The organism is Pseudomonas sp. FW306-02-D09B, assembly GCF_058782685.1.
This window is the reverse complement of record NZ_JBYSXY010000002.1, coordinates 399,653-416,660: the sequence shown is the minus strand read 5'-3', so window position 1 is coordinate 416,660 and position 17,008 is coordinate 399,653. Positions and strand designations below refer to the sequence as shown.

At 60.7% G+C, this 17,008-nt stretch carries 16 protein-coding genes and 1 pseudogene; 10 read left to right on the top strand and 7 right to left on the bottom strand.

From position 1 onward, the window contains the following. Positions 1 to 2: 2 nt before the first annotated feature. Complete coding sequence (locus tag AC3WK5_RS06110) at positions 3 to 1,439, bottom strand: cytochrome ubiquinol oxidase subunit I (protein ID WP_103316873.1); 1,437 nt, start codon at positions 1,437 to 1,439, stop codon at positions 3 to 5. A gap of 396 nt (positions 1,440 to 1,835) precedes the next feature. Between AC3WK5_RS06110 and AC3WK5_RS06105 the strand changes: the two genes are divergently transcribed. From AC3WK5_RS06105 to AC3WK5_RS06095, 3 genes are all read left to right on the top strand, one after another. Continuing rightward, a complete protein-coding gene (locus AC3WK5_RS06105) occupies positions 1,836 to 3,110 on the top strand; it encodes an MFS transporter (protein ID WP_103316876.1) in 1,275 nt (424 codons plus the stop codon). 61 nt (positions 3,111 to 3,171) lie between these two features. Then, positions 3,172 to 3,450 carry a type II toxin-antitoxin system RelE/ParE family toxin gene (locus AC3WK5_RS06100; protein WP_103316878.1) on the top strand — a complete coding sequence of 93 codons (279 nt, stop codon included), beginning with the start codon at positions 3,172 to 3,174 and terminating at the stop codon, positions 3,448 to 3,450. Between the two features lie 14 nt (positions 3,451 to 3,464). Then, positions 3,465 to 3,752 carry a HigA family addiction module antitoxin gene (locus AC3WK5_RS06095; RefSeq protein WP_173860029.1) on the top strand — a complete coding sequence of 96 codons (288 nt, stop codon included), beginning with the start codon at positions 3,465 to 3,467 and terminating at the stop codon, positions 3,750 to 3,752. A gap of 6 nt (positions 3,753 to 3,758) precedes the next feature. On the opposite strand, the gene AC3WK5_RS06090 is transcribed toward AC3WK5_RS06095, so the two are convergent. Both AC3WK5_RS06090 and AC3WK5_RS06085 read right to left on the bottom strand, forming a co-directional pair. Then, positions 3,759 to 4,310, bottom strand: coding sequence for a DJ-1 family glyoxalase III (locus AC3WK5_RS06090; protein ID WP_103316880.1), 552 nt, complete (start codon positions 4,308 to 4,310; stop codon positions 3,759 to 3,761). A gap of 80 nt (positions 4,311 to 4,390) precedes the next feature. Further along, entirely contained in the window at positions 4,391 to 4,849 is a 459-nt protein-coding gene (locus AC3WK5_RS06085; RefSeq protein WP_371919132.1) for a DUF4879 domain-containing protein, read from the bottom strand. A gap of 215 nt (positions 4,850 to 5,064) precedes the next feature. On the opposite strand from AC3WK5_RS06085, the gene AC3WK5_RS06080 reads away from it, so the two are divergent. Both AC3WK5_RS06080 and trmA read left to right on the top strand, forming a co-directional pair. Beyond that, on the top strand, positions 5,065 to 6,360 hold the full coding sequence (locus tag AC3WK5_RS06080; RefSeq protein WP_103316884.1) for an NCS2 family permease: 1,296 nt from the start codon (positions 5,065 to 5,067) through the stop codon (positions 6,358 to 6,360). Next, positions 6,357 to 7,436: a tRNA (uridine(54)-C5)-methyltransferase TrmA gene (gene trmA, locus AC3WK5_RS06075; protein WP_103316886.1), complete on the top strand. Its 1,080-nt coding sequence runs from the start codon at positions 6,357 to 6,359 to the stop codon at positions 7,434 to 7,436. The genes AC3WK5_RS06080 and trmA overlap by 4 nt, the downstream gene beginning before the upstream one ends. A 55-nt stretch (positions 7,437 to 7,491) precedes the next feature. On the opposite strand, the gene AC3WK5_RS06070 is transcribed toward trmA, so the two are convergent. Further along, positions 7,492 to 8,385 carry a PA4780 family RIO1-like protein kinase gene (locus AC3WK5_RS06070; RefSeq protein WP_054595482.1) on the bottom strand — a complete coding sequence of 298 codons (894 nt, stop codon included), beginning with the start codon at positions 8,383 to 8,385 and terminating at the stop codon, positions 7,492 to 7,494. A 368-nt stretch (positions 8,386 to 8,753) separates the two neighbouring features. Between AC3WK5_RS06070 and AC3WK5_RS06065 the strand changes: the two are divergent. Both AC3WK5_RS06065 and AC3WK5_RS06060 read left to right on the top strand, forming a co-directional pair. Continuing rightward, a pseudogene (locus AC3WK5_RS06065) lies at positions 8,754 to 9,842 on the top strand (cache domain-containing protein); the annotation flags it as partial. Between the two features lie 90 nt (positions 9,843 to 9,932). Continuing rightward, positions 9,933 to 10,700, top strand: coding sequence for a methyl-accepting chemotaxis protein (locus AC3WK5_RS06060; RefSeq protein WP_371917654.1), 768 nt, complete (start codon positions 9,933 to 9,935; stop codon positions 10,698 to 10,700). 99 nt (positions 10,701 to 10,799) lie between these two features. Here AC3WK5_RS06060 and AC3WK5_RS06055 read toward each other — a convergent pair whose 3' ends face one another. After that, positions 10,800 to 11,591, bottom strand: coding sequence for an AraC family transcriptional regulator (locus AC3WK5_RS06055; protein WP_103316890.1), 792 nt, complete (start codon positions 11,589 to 11,591; stop codon positions 10,800 to 10,802). Between the two features lie 83 nt (positions 11,592 to 11,674). Here AC3WK5_RS06055 and AC3WK5_RS06050 point away from each other — a divergent pair, with 83 nt between their 5' ends. Beyond that, positions 11,675 to 12,703: a bile acid:sodium symporter family protein gene (locus AC3WK5_RS06050; protein ID WP_103316892.1), complete on the top strand. Its 1,029-nt coding sequence runs from the start codon at positions 11,675 to 11,677 to the stop codon at positions 12,701 to 12,703. On the opposite strand, the gene AC3WK5_RS06045 is transcribed toward AC3WK5_RS06050, so the two are convergent. Next, positions 12,690 to 13,967 carry an acetyl-CoA C-acetyltransferase gene (locus AC3WK5_RS06045; protein ID WP_103316894.1) on the bottom strand — a complete coding sequence of 426 codons (1,278 nt, stop codon included), beginning with the start codon at positions 13,965 to 13,967 and terminating at the stop codon, positions 12,690 to 12,692. The genes AC3WK5_RS06050 and AC3WK5_RS06045 overlap by 14 nt on opposite strands. 118 nt (positions 13,968 to 14,085) lie before the next feature. Here AC3WK5_RS06045 and AC3WK5_RS06040 point away from each other — a divergent pair, with 118 nt between their 5' ends. After that, positions 14,086 to 15,438 carry a 3-oxoacyl-ACP reductase gene (locus AC3WK5_RS06040; protein ID WP_103316896.1) on the top strand — a complete coding sequence of 451 codons (1,353 nt, stop codon included), beginning with the start codon at positions 14,086 to 14,088 and terminating at the stop codon, positions 15,436 to 15,438. Between the two features lie 2 nt (positions 15,439 to 15,440). Next, on the top strand, positions 15,441 to 16,295 hold the full coding sequence (locus AC3WK5_RS06035) for a MaoC family dehydratase (protein WP_103316898.1): 855 nt from the start codon (positions 15,441 to 15,443) through the stop codon (positions 16,293 to 16,295). Between the two features lie 20 nt (positions 16,296 to 16,315). On the opposite strand, the gene AC3WK5_RS06030 is transcribed toward AC3WK5_RS06035, so the two are convergent. After that, complete coding sequence (locus AC3WK5_RS06030) at positions 16,316 to 16,765, bottom strand: DMT family transporter (protein ID WP_103316900.1); 450 nt, start codon at positions 16,763 to 16,765, stop codon at positions 16,316 to 16,318. Between the last annotated feature and the right edge of the window lie 243 nt (positions 16,766 to 17,008).

The following is a 17,008-nucleotide window of genomic DNA, read 5'->3' as shown; positions in this document are numbered from 1 at the left end:
ACTCAATTCCCCTTGTTCAGGCTGGCGTCGCCGTTTTCGTCGCCTTCATCGGCAGCGGAAAGCGGACGGGCCGGAGTACGTTGCTGCCCGGGACCACCGTGGCTCGGTTCGGCACCTTCGTTGATCTTCGGCCCTTTGCGCACCAGGCGCATCATGTAGCCCAGACCGACACCAAACAGCGAGAAATACACCACGACGAACAGCGCCAGGGTAATGCTCATCTGCAGGAAACTGTGCATGGATGAAGCATCGGCAGTGCGCATCAGCCCGTACACCACCCACGGCTGGCGACCGATTTCAGTGGTGAACCAACCGGCGAGTATCGCGATCAGGCCCGATGGCCCCATCCACAGCGCCAGGTAGAGGAACGCACGGTTCGAATACAGCCTGTCACGCTTGCGCAGCCACAGACTCCACAGACCGGTGAAGATCATCAGGAAGCCCAGCCCGACCATGATCCGGAACGACCAGAACACAATGGTCGAGTTCGGCCGGTCTTCAGGCGCGAACTCCTTGAGCGCCGGAACCTGTTTGTCCAGCGAGTGAGTCAGGATCAGGCTGCCCAGGTACGGGATCTCTACCGCGAATTTGGTCTTCTCGGCTTTCATGTCCGGCCAGCCAAACAGGATCAATGGGGTCGGCTCATTGCCGACGTTTTCCCAGTGACCTTCAATCGCGGCGATTTTTGCCGGCTGATGCTTGAGCGTGTTGAGGCCGTGGAAGTCGCCGATCACCGCCTGAATCGGTGCAACGATCAAGGCCATCCACATGGCCATCGACAGCATCGTGCGGATCGCCGGGTTATCACGGCCGCGCAACAGGTGCCAGGCGGCCGACGAGCCGACGAAGAATGCAGTGGCAACGAATGCTGCCGTAGCCATGTGCATCAGGCGGTAGGGGAACGACGGGTTGAAGATCACCGCGATCCAATCCACCGGAATCACCTGGCCGTTAACGATTTCGTAGCCCTGCGGGGTTTGCATCCAGCTGTTGGAGGCCAGAATCCAGAACGTCGAGATCAGCGTGCCAATAGCCACCATGACCGTGGCAAAAAAGTGCAGCTTGCGCCCGACCCTGTTCCAGCCAAACAGCATGACGCCGAGGAAACCGGCTTCGAGGAAGAACGCCGTGAGCACTTCATAGGTCAGCAGCGGCCCGGTGACGGAACCGGCAAAGTCCGAGAAGCGGCTCCAGTTGGTGCCGAACTGATAGGCCATGACCAATCCGGAGACCACGCCCATGCCGAAGTTGACGGCAAAGATCTTCGACCAGAAGTGATACAAATCACGGTAGGTATCGTTGTGAGTCTTCAGCCACAAGCCTTCGAGCACCGCCAGGTAACTCGCCAGGCCGATGGTGATCGCCGGGAACAGGATGTGAAACGAGATGGTGAACGCGAACTGAATTCGGGCGAGATCAAGTGCCTCCAAACCGAACATAAGTCTTCCTCTGTCTGGTAATACGGCTGCTGGCTGGGAGCCTGCACCCACCGCCCCCACGGTTATGGAGTGTGGCGAATTCAAATTCGTTGTTTTTTACAACCATCGCAACGCAGGGAGTCTGGCCATCTGGCCGTCAGAGCAAATCCATCAAGGGTTTTGATCTGGATCAAGTAACGATGAAAGAGTAGTCCCATTTTCAGCGCCCGACTGTGTGGTCTTTTGCCGCGTGACAGGTTGCCTCACCGTTCTGTTCAGGGCTGCGGTATTGGCTGTGGCGAAGGTACGACGCGGGCTCCAGGATAGGTGTCTAGCTAACTAAATTCCCGGCACACGCAACTTCAGGTTACAACTTGGTGATAATCTCGGGTTTTCCTCGCCCAGACCTGCCTGCCGATGCCGACCCAAGCCCCGCTGTTGTTGCGCCATCACCGCCCGTTCATTGCGTTCTGGCTGGCACGAGTGTTCACCGCCAGCGGCTTTCAGATGCTGACGGTGGCCATCGGCTGGAACCTCTATCAACTCACCGGCAACGTGCTGGACCTGGGCCTGGTCGGGCTTGTGGAGTTCGCGCCACGGGTGTTGTTCATGCTCCACACCGGGCATGTGGCAGACCGCTATGACCGGCGCAAGGTCGCGGCCATCTGCCAGTCCGTGCAAGCGATGATCGCTCTCGCCCTGGCCATTGGCAGCGCCACTGACCACGTCACGCGCGAGATGATCTTCATCCTCGCGTTCCTGCTCGGCGCCGCCCGTTCATTCGAAATGCCGACCACCCAGGCTTTATTGCCGACGATTGTCCCCAGTGCACTGTTTCCGCGCGCGGTGGCCGCGTCCCAGTCGGCTCAGCAGTCAGCCACCATCGTCGCGCCAGCGCTGGGCGGATTGATGTATGCCTTCGGTAGCGTCTGGGTGTATGGCCCGACGGTGATTCTGTACCTCATCGCCTGCACCCTGATGCTCAACCTGCCCGCTCGGCAAACCCCGCTGAACAAGGGCAAGGCGACCCTGGATTCGTTGCTTGCCGGGATTCGCTTCATTCGCAGTCGCCCGGACATTCTCGGCGCGATCTCACTGGACTTGTTCGCGGTATTGCTCGGGGGCGCCACGGCGCTGCTGCCGGTATTTGCCAAGGACATCCTGCTGACCGGCCCCTGGGGACTCGGGCTGCTGCGCTCGGCGCCAGCGGTCGGGGCCTTGTTGATGTCGTTATGGCTGGCGCGGTTTGCCGTGGAGCGCAACGTCGGACGCGTCATGTTCACCGCCGTCGGGGTGTTCGGCGTCGCAACGATCGCCTTCGGTCTGTCGACCTCGTTCTGGTTCTCGCTGGCGGTGCTGGTGGTGCTCGGCGCCGCCGACATGATCAGCATGGTGATCCGCGCGTCCTTCGTGCAACTGGAAACCCCGGACGAAATGCGCGGCCGGGTCAGCGCGGTGAACGGCTTGTTCATCGGTGCCTCGAACCAGTTGGGCGAGTTCGAATCCGGACTCACCGCCCACTGGTTCGGCACCGTACCGGCGGTGGTCATGGGCGGGATCGGTACGCTGCTGGTCACCGGGACATGGATCAAACTGTTCCCGACCCTGGCCCAACGCGACCGCATGCATGTGCCGGTAGATGAAACGAAGGCAAGTACCGAGCGTTTGCCAGGTGAACAAAGCAGCATTTAGGCGACGCAGGGCGGTACATAGTTAGTGCATAAGGTGTAATGTATCGCCTTACACTGACGCCATGATCAAATCCTTTCAGCACAAAGGCCTTCGTGGCTTCTATGAAACCGGTTCGACTCGTGGGATCCGCGCCGATCATGCGAAACGCCTGGCCCGCATGTTGCCATTCATGGATCGTGCACTGAGCCCGGGCGACCTGGACCTTCCCGGTTGGCAACTGCATCCGCTCAAGGGCGATCTTCAGACCTATTGGTCACTGAACGTTTCCGGGAACTGGCGGCTGATTTTTCGCTTTATCGGCTCAGACATCGAACTGGTCGACTATCTGGACTATCACTGAACAGGAGGCAGGACATGCCCATGCACAACCCGCCACACCCTGGCGAAACACTTCTGCTGGATGTGTTGCCGGAACTCGGCGTCAGTATCACCGAGCTGGCCAAGCGGCTTGGCTACGCCCGCCCGCATTTCTCGCGGGTGCTTCACGGTCATGCCCCTATCAGCCCGGATCTGGCAGTACGGCTGGAGCGCGCCGGTATCGGCAAGGCAAGAACCTGGCTAGGCGTTCAGACTGACTACGATCTCTGGCAAGCCGAGCACCGCGAACAGCCCCCCATCGAGCGTTTCGCCGCCCAGGCGTGAAAGCCGCTACGCCAGCAACTCCCCCGCCACCGCAGCCCTGACGGCTTTGCCACACAGTCGTTCAACCAGCACCAAGGCAAACGCCAGGGCAGCGCTCGAACCTTGAGCGGTGATGCAGTTGCCGTCGATGACCACGGGTTGATCGACGAATGTGCAGCCGAGCAGTTGATGACTGGCCGCAGGCAGACAGGTCATGCGCCGCTGACGCAATACGCCAAAGGCTTGCAGCGCCAGCGCCGGCGACTCGGCGATACCGGCAAACATGCGCCCGGCGGCGGATTGATCCTGGACCAGTTGCAACAAGGGTTGATGAGCGGCCAGGCGCTGTGCGCCGACGGCGCCACCCGGCAAAACGACCAGATCGAAAGGTTGCGCCAACACATCGACCAGCATCGCGTCGGCAGTCAATCGGGTGCCACGGGCGCAGGTGAGCATGCGCCGTGATTCGATGCTCGCCACCACCACTTCGACTTTCGCCCGGCGCAACACGTCGATCAGTGTCACGGCTTGCAGGTCGTCGATACCTTCGGCAAGGGTAATCAGGGCTCTAAAGGTCATGGTCTGCGTCCACAGGGTGATCCTTAAAGCGTAGTCAGCTTTGTCGACAGATGTTCGAGCCTGCTATTACCCACTGAAAGTTACTTGATGTACAGCTGCGTCGACATCCTATTGCCCGGTGCATTGATCGAGGTATTGCTGAAGGTGAACGTGCCTTCCTGCTTGCCCGCCAGATCAAAGGTGTAGAGGTTGCCGACGATTTTGCTGGCCACCCCGGAGCATTCCGTCAGATTGCCGTTGCCATAGGCGCAGACAGGCGCCCGCACGCCATTGACTTCAAAGCCATCCAGCGTTGCATTCGGCAGGCGGCCGTAGCCGATCTCCAGCACGTAGATCTTGATGTTGGAGCCGGCATGATCGCACTTCGTCTTGTCCTGCCCTGGCGCAATATCTTCAATGCCGCAGGAGGTCGACTGGACCTTGAGCACCTTGACTTCGCTCAGCGGTGGTGCGGACGCTGCCAGTGCGGTGTGCGCACCGAGCAGCATGGCGCCAGACAAGCCAAAAGCCAGAATCATCCTGTTCTTTATAGAAGACATATCCACTCCCAAAACCAGCGCGCAGTATGCCCCACTCCCTCAAACTGCAAAACATCGCCGACGATCAACGCCATTAGGCAGCCATAGCCGCACGCTGCTGGTATGATGCGCGGCTTTTTCCGACCGACAGAAAATACTCAGGCGCCTGGCACGGCCTGTGCTTTGCTGTTGAAGTCGATACATTCACGGCGCCGGGCGCGCCACGGGGAGCAGACATGCTGGAAAGGCTGTTTCAACTCAAGGCACACAACACCAACGTGCGTACCGAGATTCTTGCCGGTATCACGACCTTTTTGGCCATGGCCTACATTCTGTTCGTCAACCCGAGCATCCTCGGCGAGACCGGCATGGACAAGGGCGCGGTGTTTGTCGCGACGTGCCTGGCAGCGGCCATTGGCTCGACGGTGATGGGCCTGATCGCCAACTACCCGATCGCGCTGGCGCCGGGCATGGGCCTGAACGCCTTCTTCACCTACACCGTTGTCCTGCACATGGGCCATACCTGGCAAGTGGCGCTGGGGGCGGTGTTCATCTCGGCGGTCATGTTTTTCCTGTTGTCGATCTTTCGCATCCGCGAATGGATCATCAACAGCATCCCGCTGGCGTTGCGCTCGGCGATTGCCGCCGGTATCGGTCTGTTCCTGGCGCTGATCGCCCTGCACAACGCTGGCATCGTGGTCAGCAACCAGGCGACCATGGTTGGCCTCGGCGACCTGAAACAACCGGCACCGATCCTCGCGACCCTGGGTTTTGCGCTGATCGTCGCCCTCGAAGCCCTGAAAGTGCGCGGTGCCGTGCTGATTGGCATCCTGGCGGTGACCATCGTTTCCATCGCCCTGGGCTTCACACCGTTCGGCGGCGTGATGGCGATGCCACCTTCGCTGGCGCCGACCTTCCTGCAACTGGACATCAAGGGCGCGCTGGACATCGGCCTGGTCAGCGTGATTTTCGCTTTCCTGTTCGTCGACCTGTTCGATAACTCCGGCACCCTGATCGGCGTCGCCAAGCGCGCCGGCCTGATGGGCAAGGACGGCCACATGCCGAAAATGGGGCGTGCGCTGATCGCCGACAGCACCGCGGCCATGGCCGGTTCCCTGCTGGGCACCTCGACCACCACCAGTTACATCGAGTCGGCAGCGGGCGTCAGTGCCGGCGGTCGTACCGGCCTGACAGCCGTCGTAGTGGCCATTCTGTTCCTGCTGGCGTTGTTCTTCGCGCCACTGGCCGCCAGCGTACCGGCCTTCGCCACCGCACCGGCCTTGCTGTTCGTCGCCGTACTGATGACCTCCGGCCTGGCGGAAATAGACTGGGACGACATCACCGTTGCCGCGCCCGTGGTCGTTACCGCGCTGGCCATGCCGTTCACTTACTCCATTGCCAACGGTATCGCGTTCGGGTTCATTTCCTGGACCGCCATCAAGTTGCTGTCCGGCCGTGGCCGTGAACTGAACTCGGCGTTGGTGGTTCTATCGATTCTGTTCGTGATCAAGTTGGGTTGGTTCAACGCATGACTTTCGATTCCCAGGCTTACACCGTTCAGCTCGAAGAAAAGGCCGCGCGCCTGCGTGACCTGCTGGCGCCGTTCGATGCACCAGAACCTGCGGTGTTCGACTCACCGCTGGCGAACTTTCGCCTGCGCGCCGAATTCCGCTTGTGGCGCGAAGCCGGCGAGCGTCATTACGCGATGTTCTCCCAGGAAGACAAACGCACGCCGATCCTGATCGAAGAGTTCCCGATCGCAAGCCTGCGCATCAACCAGTTGATGCCGCAGCTCAAGGCCGCCTGGCAAGCCAGCGCCGCCCTGAGCCACAAGCTGTTTCAGGTGGAGTTCCTGACCACCCTGGCCGGCGATGCGATGATCACCTTGTGTTATCACCGCCCGCTGGACGAGCATTGGCACGCGGCCGCGTCGAAACTGGCCGCCGACCTCAACGTCAGCGTAATCGGTCGCTCCAAGGGCAAACGCGAAGTGATCGGCCATGATTATGTGGTCGAGAAACTTGAAGTCGGTGGTCGCACCTTCAGCTATCGCCAACCGGAAGGCGCGTTCACCCAGCCGAACGGTACGGTGAACCAGAAGATGCTCAACTGGGCCTACGACGCTCTGGGTGATCGTTCCGACGATTTGCTGGAGTTGTACTGCGGTAACGGCAACTTCACCCTGCCGCTGGCGACCCGCGTGCGCAAAGTGCTGGCCACCGAAATCAGCAAGACCTCGGTGAATGCGGCGCTGAGCAACCTCAGTGAAAACGCTGTGGATAACGTCACCCTGGTGCGTCTGTCTGCCGAAGAGCTGACCGAAGCGCTGAATGAAGTTCGCCCGTTCCGCCGCTTGCACGGCATTGATCTCAAAAGCTACGAGTTCGGTAGCGTGTTCGTCGACCCGCCGCGCGCCGGTATGGACCCGGACACGTGCGAGCTGACCCGACGCTTCGAGAACATTCTGTATATTTCGTGCAATCCGGAAACGCTGGCGGCCAACATCGCCCAATTGCATGACACCCACCGCATCACCCGCTGTGCGATGTTCGATCAGTTCCCGTGGACGCACCACATGGAATCCGGGGTCTTGCTGACCCGACGCTGATTGCATTCGCTCAATACAAAAAATCCGGCCGAAGCCGGATTTTTTATTCAACCGATCACTGCATCCACGGTGGAGGCGGTTCTTCGGTTTTACCTGGTGGGGCGTCGTCTGCGGCGCGAACCGCTTGCCGTCGCTCCTCGTCAAGGCGTGCGGCCTCGATCTCACGCATGATGCCGCCCACGTCCGCCAGCTCTTCCGGCTCGTCGAACTCACCGGTCAGGACGCTGGCCGGGTGCAGGGTGCCGGCTTCATACAGGGCCCACATTTCCTTGGCGTACTTGGTCCGCTTCAACTCCGGCGCAAAGCGCCCGAAGTACGAGGCCATGTTGCCCACGTCGCGCTCCAGCATGCTGAACGCGTGGTTGTTGCCAGCAGCATCGACGGCCTGGGGCAAGTCGATGATCACCGGACCATCCGGGGTCAGCAGTACGTTGAACTCGGACAGGTCGCCGTGCACCAGACCGGTACACAGCATCAGCACGATCTGTGAAATCAGGAAGGCGTGGTATTCACGCGCCTGATCCGCTTCCAGCACCACGTCATTGAGACGCGGCGCGGCATCGCCGTACTCGTCCGCCACCAGCTCCATCAGCAGCACGCCTTCCAGGAAGTCGAACGGCTTGGGGACTCGCACCCCGGCACTGGCCAAACGGAACAATGCCGCAACCTCGGCGTTCTGCCAGGCGTCTTCGGTTTCTTTACGACCGAACTTGGAGCCCTTGGCCATCGCGCGAGCCTGACGGCTGTTACGGACCTTGCGACCTTCCTGATACTCGGCCGCCTGACGAAAACTTCGTTTATTCGCCTCCTTGTAAACCTTGGCGCAACGTAACTCGTTGCCGCAGCGCACCACATAAACAGCTGCTTCTTTACCACTCATGAGTGGGCGCAGCACCTCGTCAACCAGACCGTCCTCGATCAGCGGTTCAATGCGTTTTGGAGTCTTCATCAGCTTTTATTGTGGGTCCTTTATTACCAAACACGCGAATGTCACTCGTTATACGGCAATCCTCTCCCGTCGGGGAGGGGTTGCCGACCTATGAACGTTGCAGATGCACCCAATGTGCCAGATTAGTCAGGTAAATCCTGCTGAGCGACGAAGATCATAGCCGAGAGTCAGCTGCACGTTGGCGACTGGATCAGCAGGCATTTGCGACAGCGTCTGAGATCAGCCAAGCCACTCCTTGTAGGATTTTTACCAATAGTCCTCAATTTCCGCCCCTGGCGGCCGAAGTCATCAAAGAGAAAGGAGTTTGTCCGACAATCCGCGGGGCGTCAGCACTACGTGGGCTTAATAAGAAAAAAACTGGAGCGCGGATGAACATCAAACAAAAACTGACGTGGGCGTTTGCAATCATCGCCTGCTTGCCGGTTGTGCTGGTTGCCACCCTGGTGGTCATGAACCTGCGCAGCGATGCCAAAGATAACTTTGTCGACGGCAGCGGTCGAGAGATCCGCCAGGTCAGCAACGCCATGCAACTGTTCTTCGATGGCATCAGCCAGAACGTCAACTACCTGGCCTCCCAGCCGCTGATCAAAAACACCGACGCCAGTCTCAAAACCTACATGAGCGCCAATGCGACGCAGATTCCGCAAGGCGAGATGGACAAGCAGGTGTTTGCCTTGCTGCAAGACCTGGGCGCCAGTCATCCGTCATACGCGTACGCCATCGTCGGCACCAGTGCCGGGGGTTACGTATCCTGGCCCGATGACCCGAAACTGGCCAATTACGACCCGCGCCAACGTCCCTGGTACAAGGCGGCGCAAGCCAAACCGGGCAAACCGTTTCGCACCGAGGCTTATTACTGGGCTCAGGATGATGCGACTTACGTCAGCACCGTGCGCACCCTCGACAACAAGCTCGGCGCCAATGGCGGCGTGGTCAGCATCGACGTGACGCTCAAGCAGCTCACCGAGATCGTCAAACAGATCAAGCTCGGTGAAACCGGCTACCTGATGCTGATGGAAAACAACGGCACGGTGCTGGTCGACCCGAAACAGCCAGAGCACAACTTCAAAGCGCTGGGCAGCCTGGGCGACGGTTACGCGCAACTGGCCAAGGCTGGCAAAGGTCTGGTCGAAGTCGAGTTGAACGGCGAGCGCTACATGGCCAACGTCTGGCCGTCGGAGCAACTGGGCTGGACCTTCATCGGCCTTATCAAGCAAACCGACGTGATGAGCTCTGCCACTGCGCTGACTTGGCTGATCGCGATCATCGCCGCCGTACTGGCCGTATTCTTCGCCGTGGTCGGTGCCAGTTTCGCCAGCCTCATCGTGCGGCCGATCCGCAGCGTCGCCAGCGGTCTGGAAGGCATCGCCCAAGGTCAAGGTGACCTGACCCAGAACCTGCAGATCCGGGGCAGCGACGAAACCGCGCAACTGGCCAACTGGTTCAACCAGTTCCTCGCCGCGATTCGCAGCCTGATCCAGCACATCGGCGGCGCTGCGACCAAAATCCTTGCCAACTCACAAAGCGCGACCCAGGTCTCCAGCGACATGGCCGACGCCGCCGGGCGCCAACGTGAAGCGGTGGACATGGTGTCCACGGCGTTCCACGAGATGGTCGCCACCGCCAACGAAGTCGCGCGCTCCTGTAGCCAGGCCGCCGAGTCGGCCGACAGCGGCCAGCGTCAGGCCCGCGAAGGTCAGCAACAGATCGATGCCGCCGTGCACAGCGTCGACAAGTTGAGCCAGGAAATCGAACAGTCGGCGCAATCGATGCAGCAACTGGAACGCGACAGCAATGACATTCAGTCAATCCTCGGCACCATTCGCTCCATCGCCGAGCAAACCAACCTGCTGGCACTGAACGCTGCGATCGAAGCGGCTCGCGCTGGCGAGCAGGGTCGTGGTTTTGCGGTGGTGGCCGATGAGGTTCGCGCACTGGCCAAACGCACGGCCGATTCCACCGCGGAAATCGACGGACTGCTCGGCAACCTGGCCAAGCGCACCAGCCAGGTCACCCAGCAAATGCACGCCAGCCTCGAGGTGTCGCAACAGTCGGTGAGCCGGATCGGCGAAGCGCGCAACAGTTTCGGGCAGATTCGCGAATCGGTGGACGTGATCCGCGACATGAACACCCAGATCGCCACGGCCGCCGAAGAACAGCATCAGGTCGCCGAAGACATCAACCGCCACATCAGCCAGATCCATGGCGATGCGCAGTTGGTGGCCGAACTGGCCAACTCGGCACGGCTCGACTCCCAGAGTCTGGCGGGGTTGTCGAATGAGCTGGACGGGTTGGTTCGGCGGTTCCGTACTTAATCACCTCGATCGCCCCAGCAGACACTGCCCCCTGTGGCGAGGGAGCTTGCTCCCGCTGGAGCGCGGACCGGCCGGCGGGAGCAAGCTCCCTCGCCACAATTACTGTTTGAACAACTCTCCTGGGGTAAACCCGAACAGGCTTTTGAACGCGGCAATAAACGCCGAGGTCGAGTCATAACCGCTGGACAGCGCCGCCGTGGTTACGCTGTTGCCGTCTTCCAGCAAACTCAATGACGACAACAGCCGCATGCGCTGACGCCAGCTGCGGAAACTCAATCCGGTTTCACGCTGGAACAGGCGCATCAAGGTTTTCTCCGACGTCCCCAATCGTTCGGCCCATTCATGCAACGTCACGTTCTGTTCAGGGCTTTCGATCAGTTCGTTACACAACCCAAGCAAACGCGGGTGACGTGGCAACGGCAGAGAGAAACCGACTTCCGGCAGGCTCGCCAGCTGATCCAGCAGCACCTCGACCAGGCGTGCTTCACGGCTGTCACCCTCTGGGTAGTCCACCGGCAGCAGGCAAAAACTCTTGATCAACTCACGCGCCAGCGGCGTAACTTCCAGCACCCGGCAACGCTCGTCCGCCCAGGCACACGCCTCGCGCCGCACATAGAGACTGCGCATTTCGGCACGCATCGAAGTCACCACCTGGTGTTCCAGGTCAGCCGGAATCCAGATCCCCCACTGCGGCGGCGCAAAGAAACTGCCCTCGGCGGTATGTACGCCGAGCACACCACTGATGGCGTAGGAAAACTGCACCCAATCGTGGCGATGAGGTGGCGTCCACGAGCCGGCGCTGAGGCTCTCCGCACGGGCATATAGCGGGCGCGGCAACGCTGTCAGGGTCGGGATGGTCCGTTCGAGGGAAACTTGTCCGTTAGCCGGCATTGATTGACCTTATGTCGCAAGACGGGCGGAAGTCTTGACCTTAGGCTAGGTCACCCCTTCTGACAATGCCTTCGGTGCCCGTTATGCATGCCTTCAAACACCTCAAACGCGTGGTCACCGACTGGTTCCTGTGCGGGATGCTGATCGCCACGCTGCTGTCCTGGGTCTTCCCGCGCTTCGGTGCAACGGGGGGCGCGATGCATGCTGAGTGGGTGATCAACATTGGCGTGTTCCTGGTGTTCTTCCTGCACGGGGTCAACCTGTCGAGCGAGCAGATCCGCCACGGTTTGAAAAACTGGCGCCTGCACCTGATGGTCCAGGGCTTCACCTTTCTGGTGTTCCCGCTGATCTGGCTGGTCAGCGACAAGCTGCTGGGTTCACACATTCCGTCGCTGCTGATGCTCGGGTTCTTCTACCTGTGTGCCCTGCCCTCGACCATTTCCTCTTCCGTGGCCTTGACCGGCAGCGCCGGTGGCAACGTGCCGGCGGCGATTCTCAACGCGAGCCTGTCCAGCGTACTGGGAATTTTCCTCACGCCATTACTGGTGAGCCTGGTGGTGGGCAGCGGTGCTGGCGGCATCGACCTGGGTTCAACCCTGCTCGATCTCTGTGCCATGTTGCTGTTGCCGCTGGTACTGGGTCAGTTGCTGCGGCCGCTGTTCGGCAAGTTTTTCAGTCGCCACAAGCGCTACACCAACATCGTCGACAAACTGGTGATCCTGCTGCTGGTCTACGCGGCGTTCTGCAACTCGATGGTTTCCGGGATGTGGCAGCAACAGGGCAATACGGTGATTCTCAGCGCATTGCTCGGCAGTGCCATGCTGCTGGCGATCATTCTGTGGATGACCACCCGCACCGCCCGTGCCCTGAAGTTCAGCCCCGCCGATGAGATCGCTGCAGTGTTCTGCGCCAGTAAAAAATCCCTGGCCGCCGGTGCACCGATGGCCGCGCTGATCTTCGGTGCCAACCCGGGGCTGGGTCTGATCCTGTTGCCGATCATGATCTATCACCCGCTGCAACTGGTCGTCTGTTCGGTGATGGCCGAGAGTTACGCCAATCGCAATCGAGTATTGGCCGAGCGACAAAATGCGGCGGCCCTCAGCGCTCAATAATCGCCGTCACACCCTGACCGCCGGCGGCGCAGATCGAGATCAATCCGCGGCCCTTCCCGGCGGCGTCGAGCAGCTTGGCAAGGTTGGCGACGATGCGCCCACCGGTCGCGGCAAACGGATGCCCGGCGGCCAGTGAACTGCCTTTGACGTTGAGTCGGCTGCGGTCGATCGAGCCTAGCGCGGCATCGAGGCCGAGCCGGTTTTTGCAGTAGTCCGGGTCTTCCCAGGCCTTCAAGGTGCAGAGCACTTGCGCGGCGAAGGCTTCGTGGATTTCGTAATAGTCGAAGTCCTGCAAGGTCAGGCCGTTGCGTGCCAGCAAACGCGGCACGGCGTAGACCGGCGCCATCAGCAATCCTTCGGCGCCGTTGACGAAATCCACCGCTGCCGCTTCACCATCGCGCCAGTAAGCGAGAATTGGCAGGCCGCGCTCTTTCGCCCACTCCTCACTGCCGAGCAACACCAGCGACGCGCCATCGGTCAGCGGTGTCGAGTTGCCGGCGGTGAGCGTGCCTTTGTCGCTCTTGTCGAATGCCGGCTTCAACGACGCGAGTTTTTCCAGCGTCACGTCCGGGCGCAGGTTGTTGTCGCGGGTCAGGCCGAGGAACGGGGTCATCAGATCGTTCTGCCAGCCCTCGGCGTAGGCCGCGGCCATTTTCTGGTGGCTTTCCAGCGCCAGCTGATCCTGCTCGGCACGGGGAATGTTCCAGGTCTGCGCCATCAACTCGCAATGCTGCCCCATCGATAGCCCCGTACGCGGTTCGCCGTTACGCGGAAACTCGGGGATCAAATGCCGGGGACGCAATTGCAGGAAAGTTTTCAGCTTGTCGCCGGTGCTCTTGGCACGATTGGCTTGCAGCAGAATCTTGCGCAGGCCGTCGCTGACACTGATCGGCGCATCGGACGTGGTGTCGACACCACCGGCAATGCCGCAATCGATCTGCCCCAGGGCAATCTTGTTCGCCACCAGCAACGCTGCTTCCAGCCCGGTGCCGCAGGCCTGCTGAATGTCATAGGCCGGGGTGGCCGGTGACAGTCGCGAGCCGAGCACACATTCGCGGGTCAAGTTGAGGTCCCGGGAAAGCTTGAGTACCGCCCCCGCCACCACTTCGCCCATGCGCAGGCCATGCAGGTTGTAGCGTTCGATCAAGCCTTCGAGCGCCGCCGTCAGCATTGACTGATTACTGGCAGTGGCATACGGCCCGTTGGAGCGAGCAAAAGGAATGCGATTACCGCCGATGATCGCAACGCGGCGCAGCTGAGTCATGAAAAGCTCCTATTCTGTGAAAGGCATAACCCACAAGCGTAGGCCTTATCTCGTGGGTCGAACGACTGATCGCGATTCATGGTCCACACCTTGCCCCCCCACTGCTGGAGAGCCTTCCATGTCTGACCGCTATATCGACTTCGCCAATTCGGCCCTCGGCCACCGCTTGGTCGGGGCCCTTGGCCTGCCGTCGCCGGTTCGTCTGGAACGCTGGGAGGCCGGCCGCCTACGGCCCGTCAATGGTGCGCTGTTGATCGGTGGCGGCCCGCTGTCACAGAACGTCAGCGCGTTCGCCAACAAACTCACCGAGCAGATTTACAGCTATGGCCCCGAACCCTTGCTGGCCCAAGCGTGGATTCCAGGCCACGGTCCCAAGCTCAAGGCCGTGGTGTTCGACGCCAGTGACCTGATACAGACCGGGCAGCTCAAACAGCTGCGTGAGTTCTTTCAACCGTTGATGAAAAACCTCGAGCACAGCGCCCATCTGGTGATTTTCGGGCGCGCACCGGAAACCTTGAGTGACCCGTTCGCCGCCAGTGCCCAACGTGCACTCGAAGGCTTCAGTCGCTCGCTGGCCAAAGAGTTGCGCAGTGGCGGCACCTTGCAGTTGCTGTATGTGGGGGCCGGAGCTGAAGGCCAACTCGAAGGGGCGCTGCGGTTTTTCCTCTCGCCAAAGAGTGCTTATGTCTCGGGACAGGTTGTGCGGCTGAACGCTTGCGACACTCAGGTCCAGGACTGGACTCGCCCGTTGGCGGGGCGCACGGCGCTGGTCACGGGCGCCGCTCGCGGGATCGGCGCATCGATCGCCGAAACCCTGGCCCGCGACGGTGCGCAGGTGGTGCTGCTCGACGTACCACCGGCCAAGACCGATCTCGATGCCCTCGCCGCCCGCCTCGGCGGCCACAGCATCACCCTCGACATTTGCGCCGAAGACGCCGCTGCGCAATTGATCGAGCAATTGCCGAACGGCATCGACATTGTGGTTCATAACGCGGGCATCACCCGCGATAAAACCCTGGCCAACATGACACCGGAATTCTGGGATGCGGTGCTTGCAGTGAACCTGAATGCACCGCAAGTATTGACCAAAGCGCTGCTCGACAGCGGCGCCCTGCACGATAACGCTCGGGTGATTCTGCTGGCGTCGATCAGCGGCATCGCCGGCAATCGCGGGCAAGCCAATTACGCCGCGAGCAAGGCCGGGCTGATCGGTCTGGCGCAGGCCTGGGCGCCACTGTTGGCAGCGCGCGGAATCAGCATCAACGCCGTTGCCCCTGGCTTTATCGAAACCCGAATGACCGCGCAAATTCCATTTACCTTGCGTGAGGCCGGGCGACGCATGAGTTCACTGGGCCAAGGCGGACTGCCGCAAGACGTTGCTGAAGCCGTCGCCTGGCTGGCCCAACCCGGCAGCGGCGCGGTCAGCGGGCAGGCGCTGCGGGTGTGTGGGCAAAGTGTCTTGGGGGCCTGAACATGGAAACAGATTGGCATTCACAGAGCACTACACCGTACTTGCCCGAGTTGTATTGGCGGGCGGCGACGCGGCGCAAGATCACCGGCACCACCCTGCCCGAGGATGGCTTTCGTTGCTGGGTCAACGTTGACCTCAAGCGTTTGGCAGCCTATCGCAAGGTGTGCGGGTTTACCGATAACGGCCTGTTGCCACCGACCTATCCTCATGTGCTGGCGTTCGCCCTGCAGATGCAATTGCTCACGGCCAGGACGTTTCCGTTTCCGCTGCTGGGGCTGGTTCACCTGGCCAATCGCATCCGTATTCTGCGCCCCTTGGGCGCAGTCGCTCGAGTGCGGGTAAGCGTGCGGGTGCAGAACCTGCAACCCCACGCCAAGGGCGCGTTGTTTGAGTTGATCACCACGATTGACGACGCACTCGGGCCGCTGTGGGAAGCCGAAAGCCAGATGCTCTGCAAAGGCGTGAAGCTTCCCGGCGAAGCAATTGAGCCGTCGACGGATTCTGCCCTGACCATGAACGAGGTCACCCGCTGGTGGGCGCCCAGTGAGATTGGCCGGCGCTACGCCAGGGTTTCCGGTGACTACAACCCGATTCACCTGAGCGCTCTCAGCGCCAGACTCTTCGGTTTCCCCCGGGCCATCGCCCACGGTTTGTGGATCAAGGCGCGCACCCTCGCGGCCCTGAGCGGGCATCTGCCGACGTCGAACATCGAGATTGCCGTGCAGTTCAAGAAGCCCGTGCGCTTGCCCAGCGAGGTCTCCTTGCTGACCAGCGTTGCCGGCTCAAGCGGTGACTTCAAGGTGATCGGCGCCGGGGATCTGGAACACATGTCCGGCACCTGGCGACCGCTTGCCTGAAACGGCTCAGCCGCGCCGAATCAGCCGCGCCGGATAAAGAACACACCCGCCATAATCAACACCAGCCCGGCAATTTTGCCGGCGCTGACGGGTGCTTCGCGAAACCCGGCCCAGCCGAAATGATCCAGGGTCATCGCCATCCCCAGTTGCCCGGCCAGCACCAGCGCCATGAACAGCATGGCGCCGATGCGCGGTCCGGCGAAAGCCGCCGTGGTAATAAAAAATGCGCCGAGCAGACCACCGCTCCAGTGCCACCAGGTCAGGCTTTTGAGCGTCTCCAATGCCGGGGTTTCGCGCTGGATCAGGACCAGCAGAAACAACGCCACGGTGCCGACAAAAAACGAAATCAGCGCGGCAGCCAGTACGCTCGACACCTGTTTGGCCAACTGGCCATTGATACCGGCCTGCAAGGGCAAAAACGCACCCGCGACAAAAGGCAGGCAAAGCAACCACCAGACGGGGGCCGGCATGCTGTTCTCCACTGAGTAAATGAGGCGCGCAGTATACGCCGCCCTCGGATGAACCGTGGGCGACATTTGCGTGCAGCCACGCCTGATCGCCCCCGGTTAATTGTATATATATAACTTAAGTTTTTCGAAGTGCCTCACGGTTTTCAAGAAAACACCGCTCATTGATTTATAAGGATTTTATTATAAGAAAGCGCACCCTTTCACACCGTTGGTATTAGCCCTCAAGTACAACCCGATCCGCGA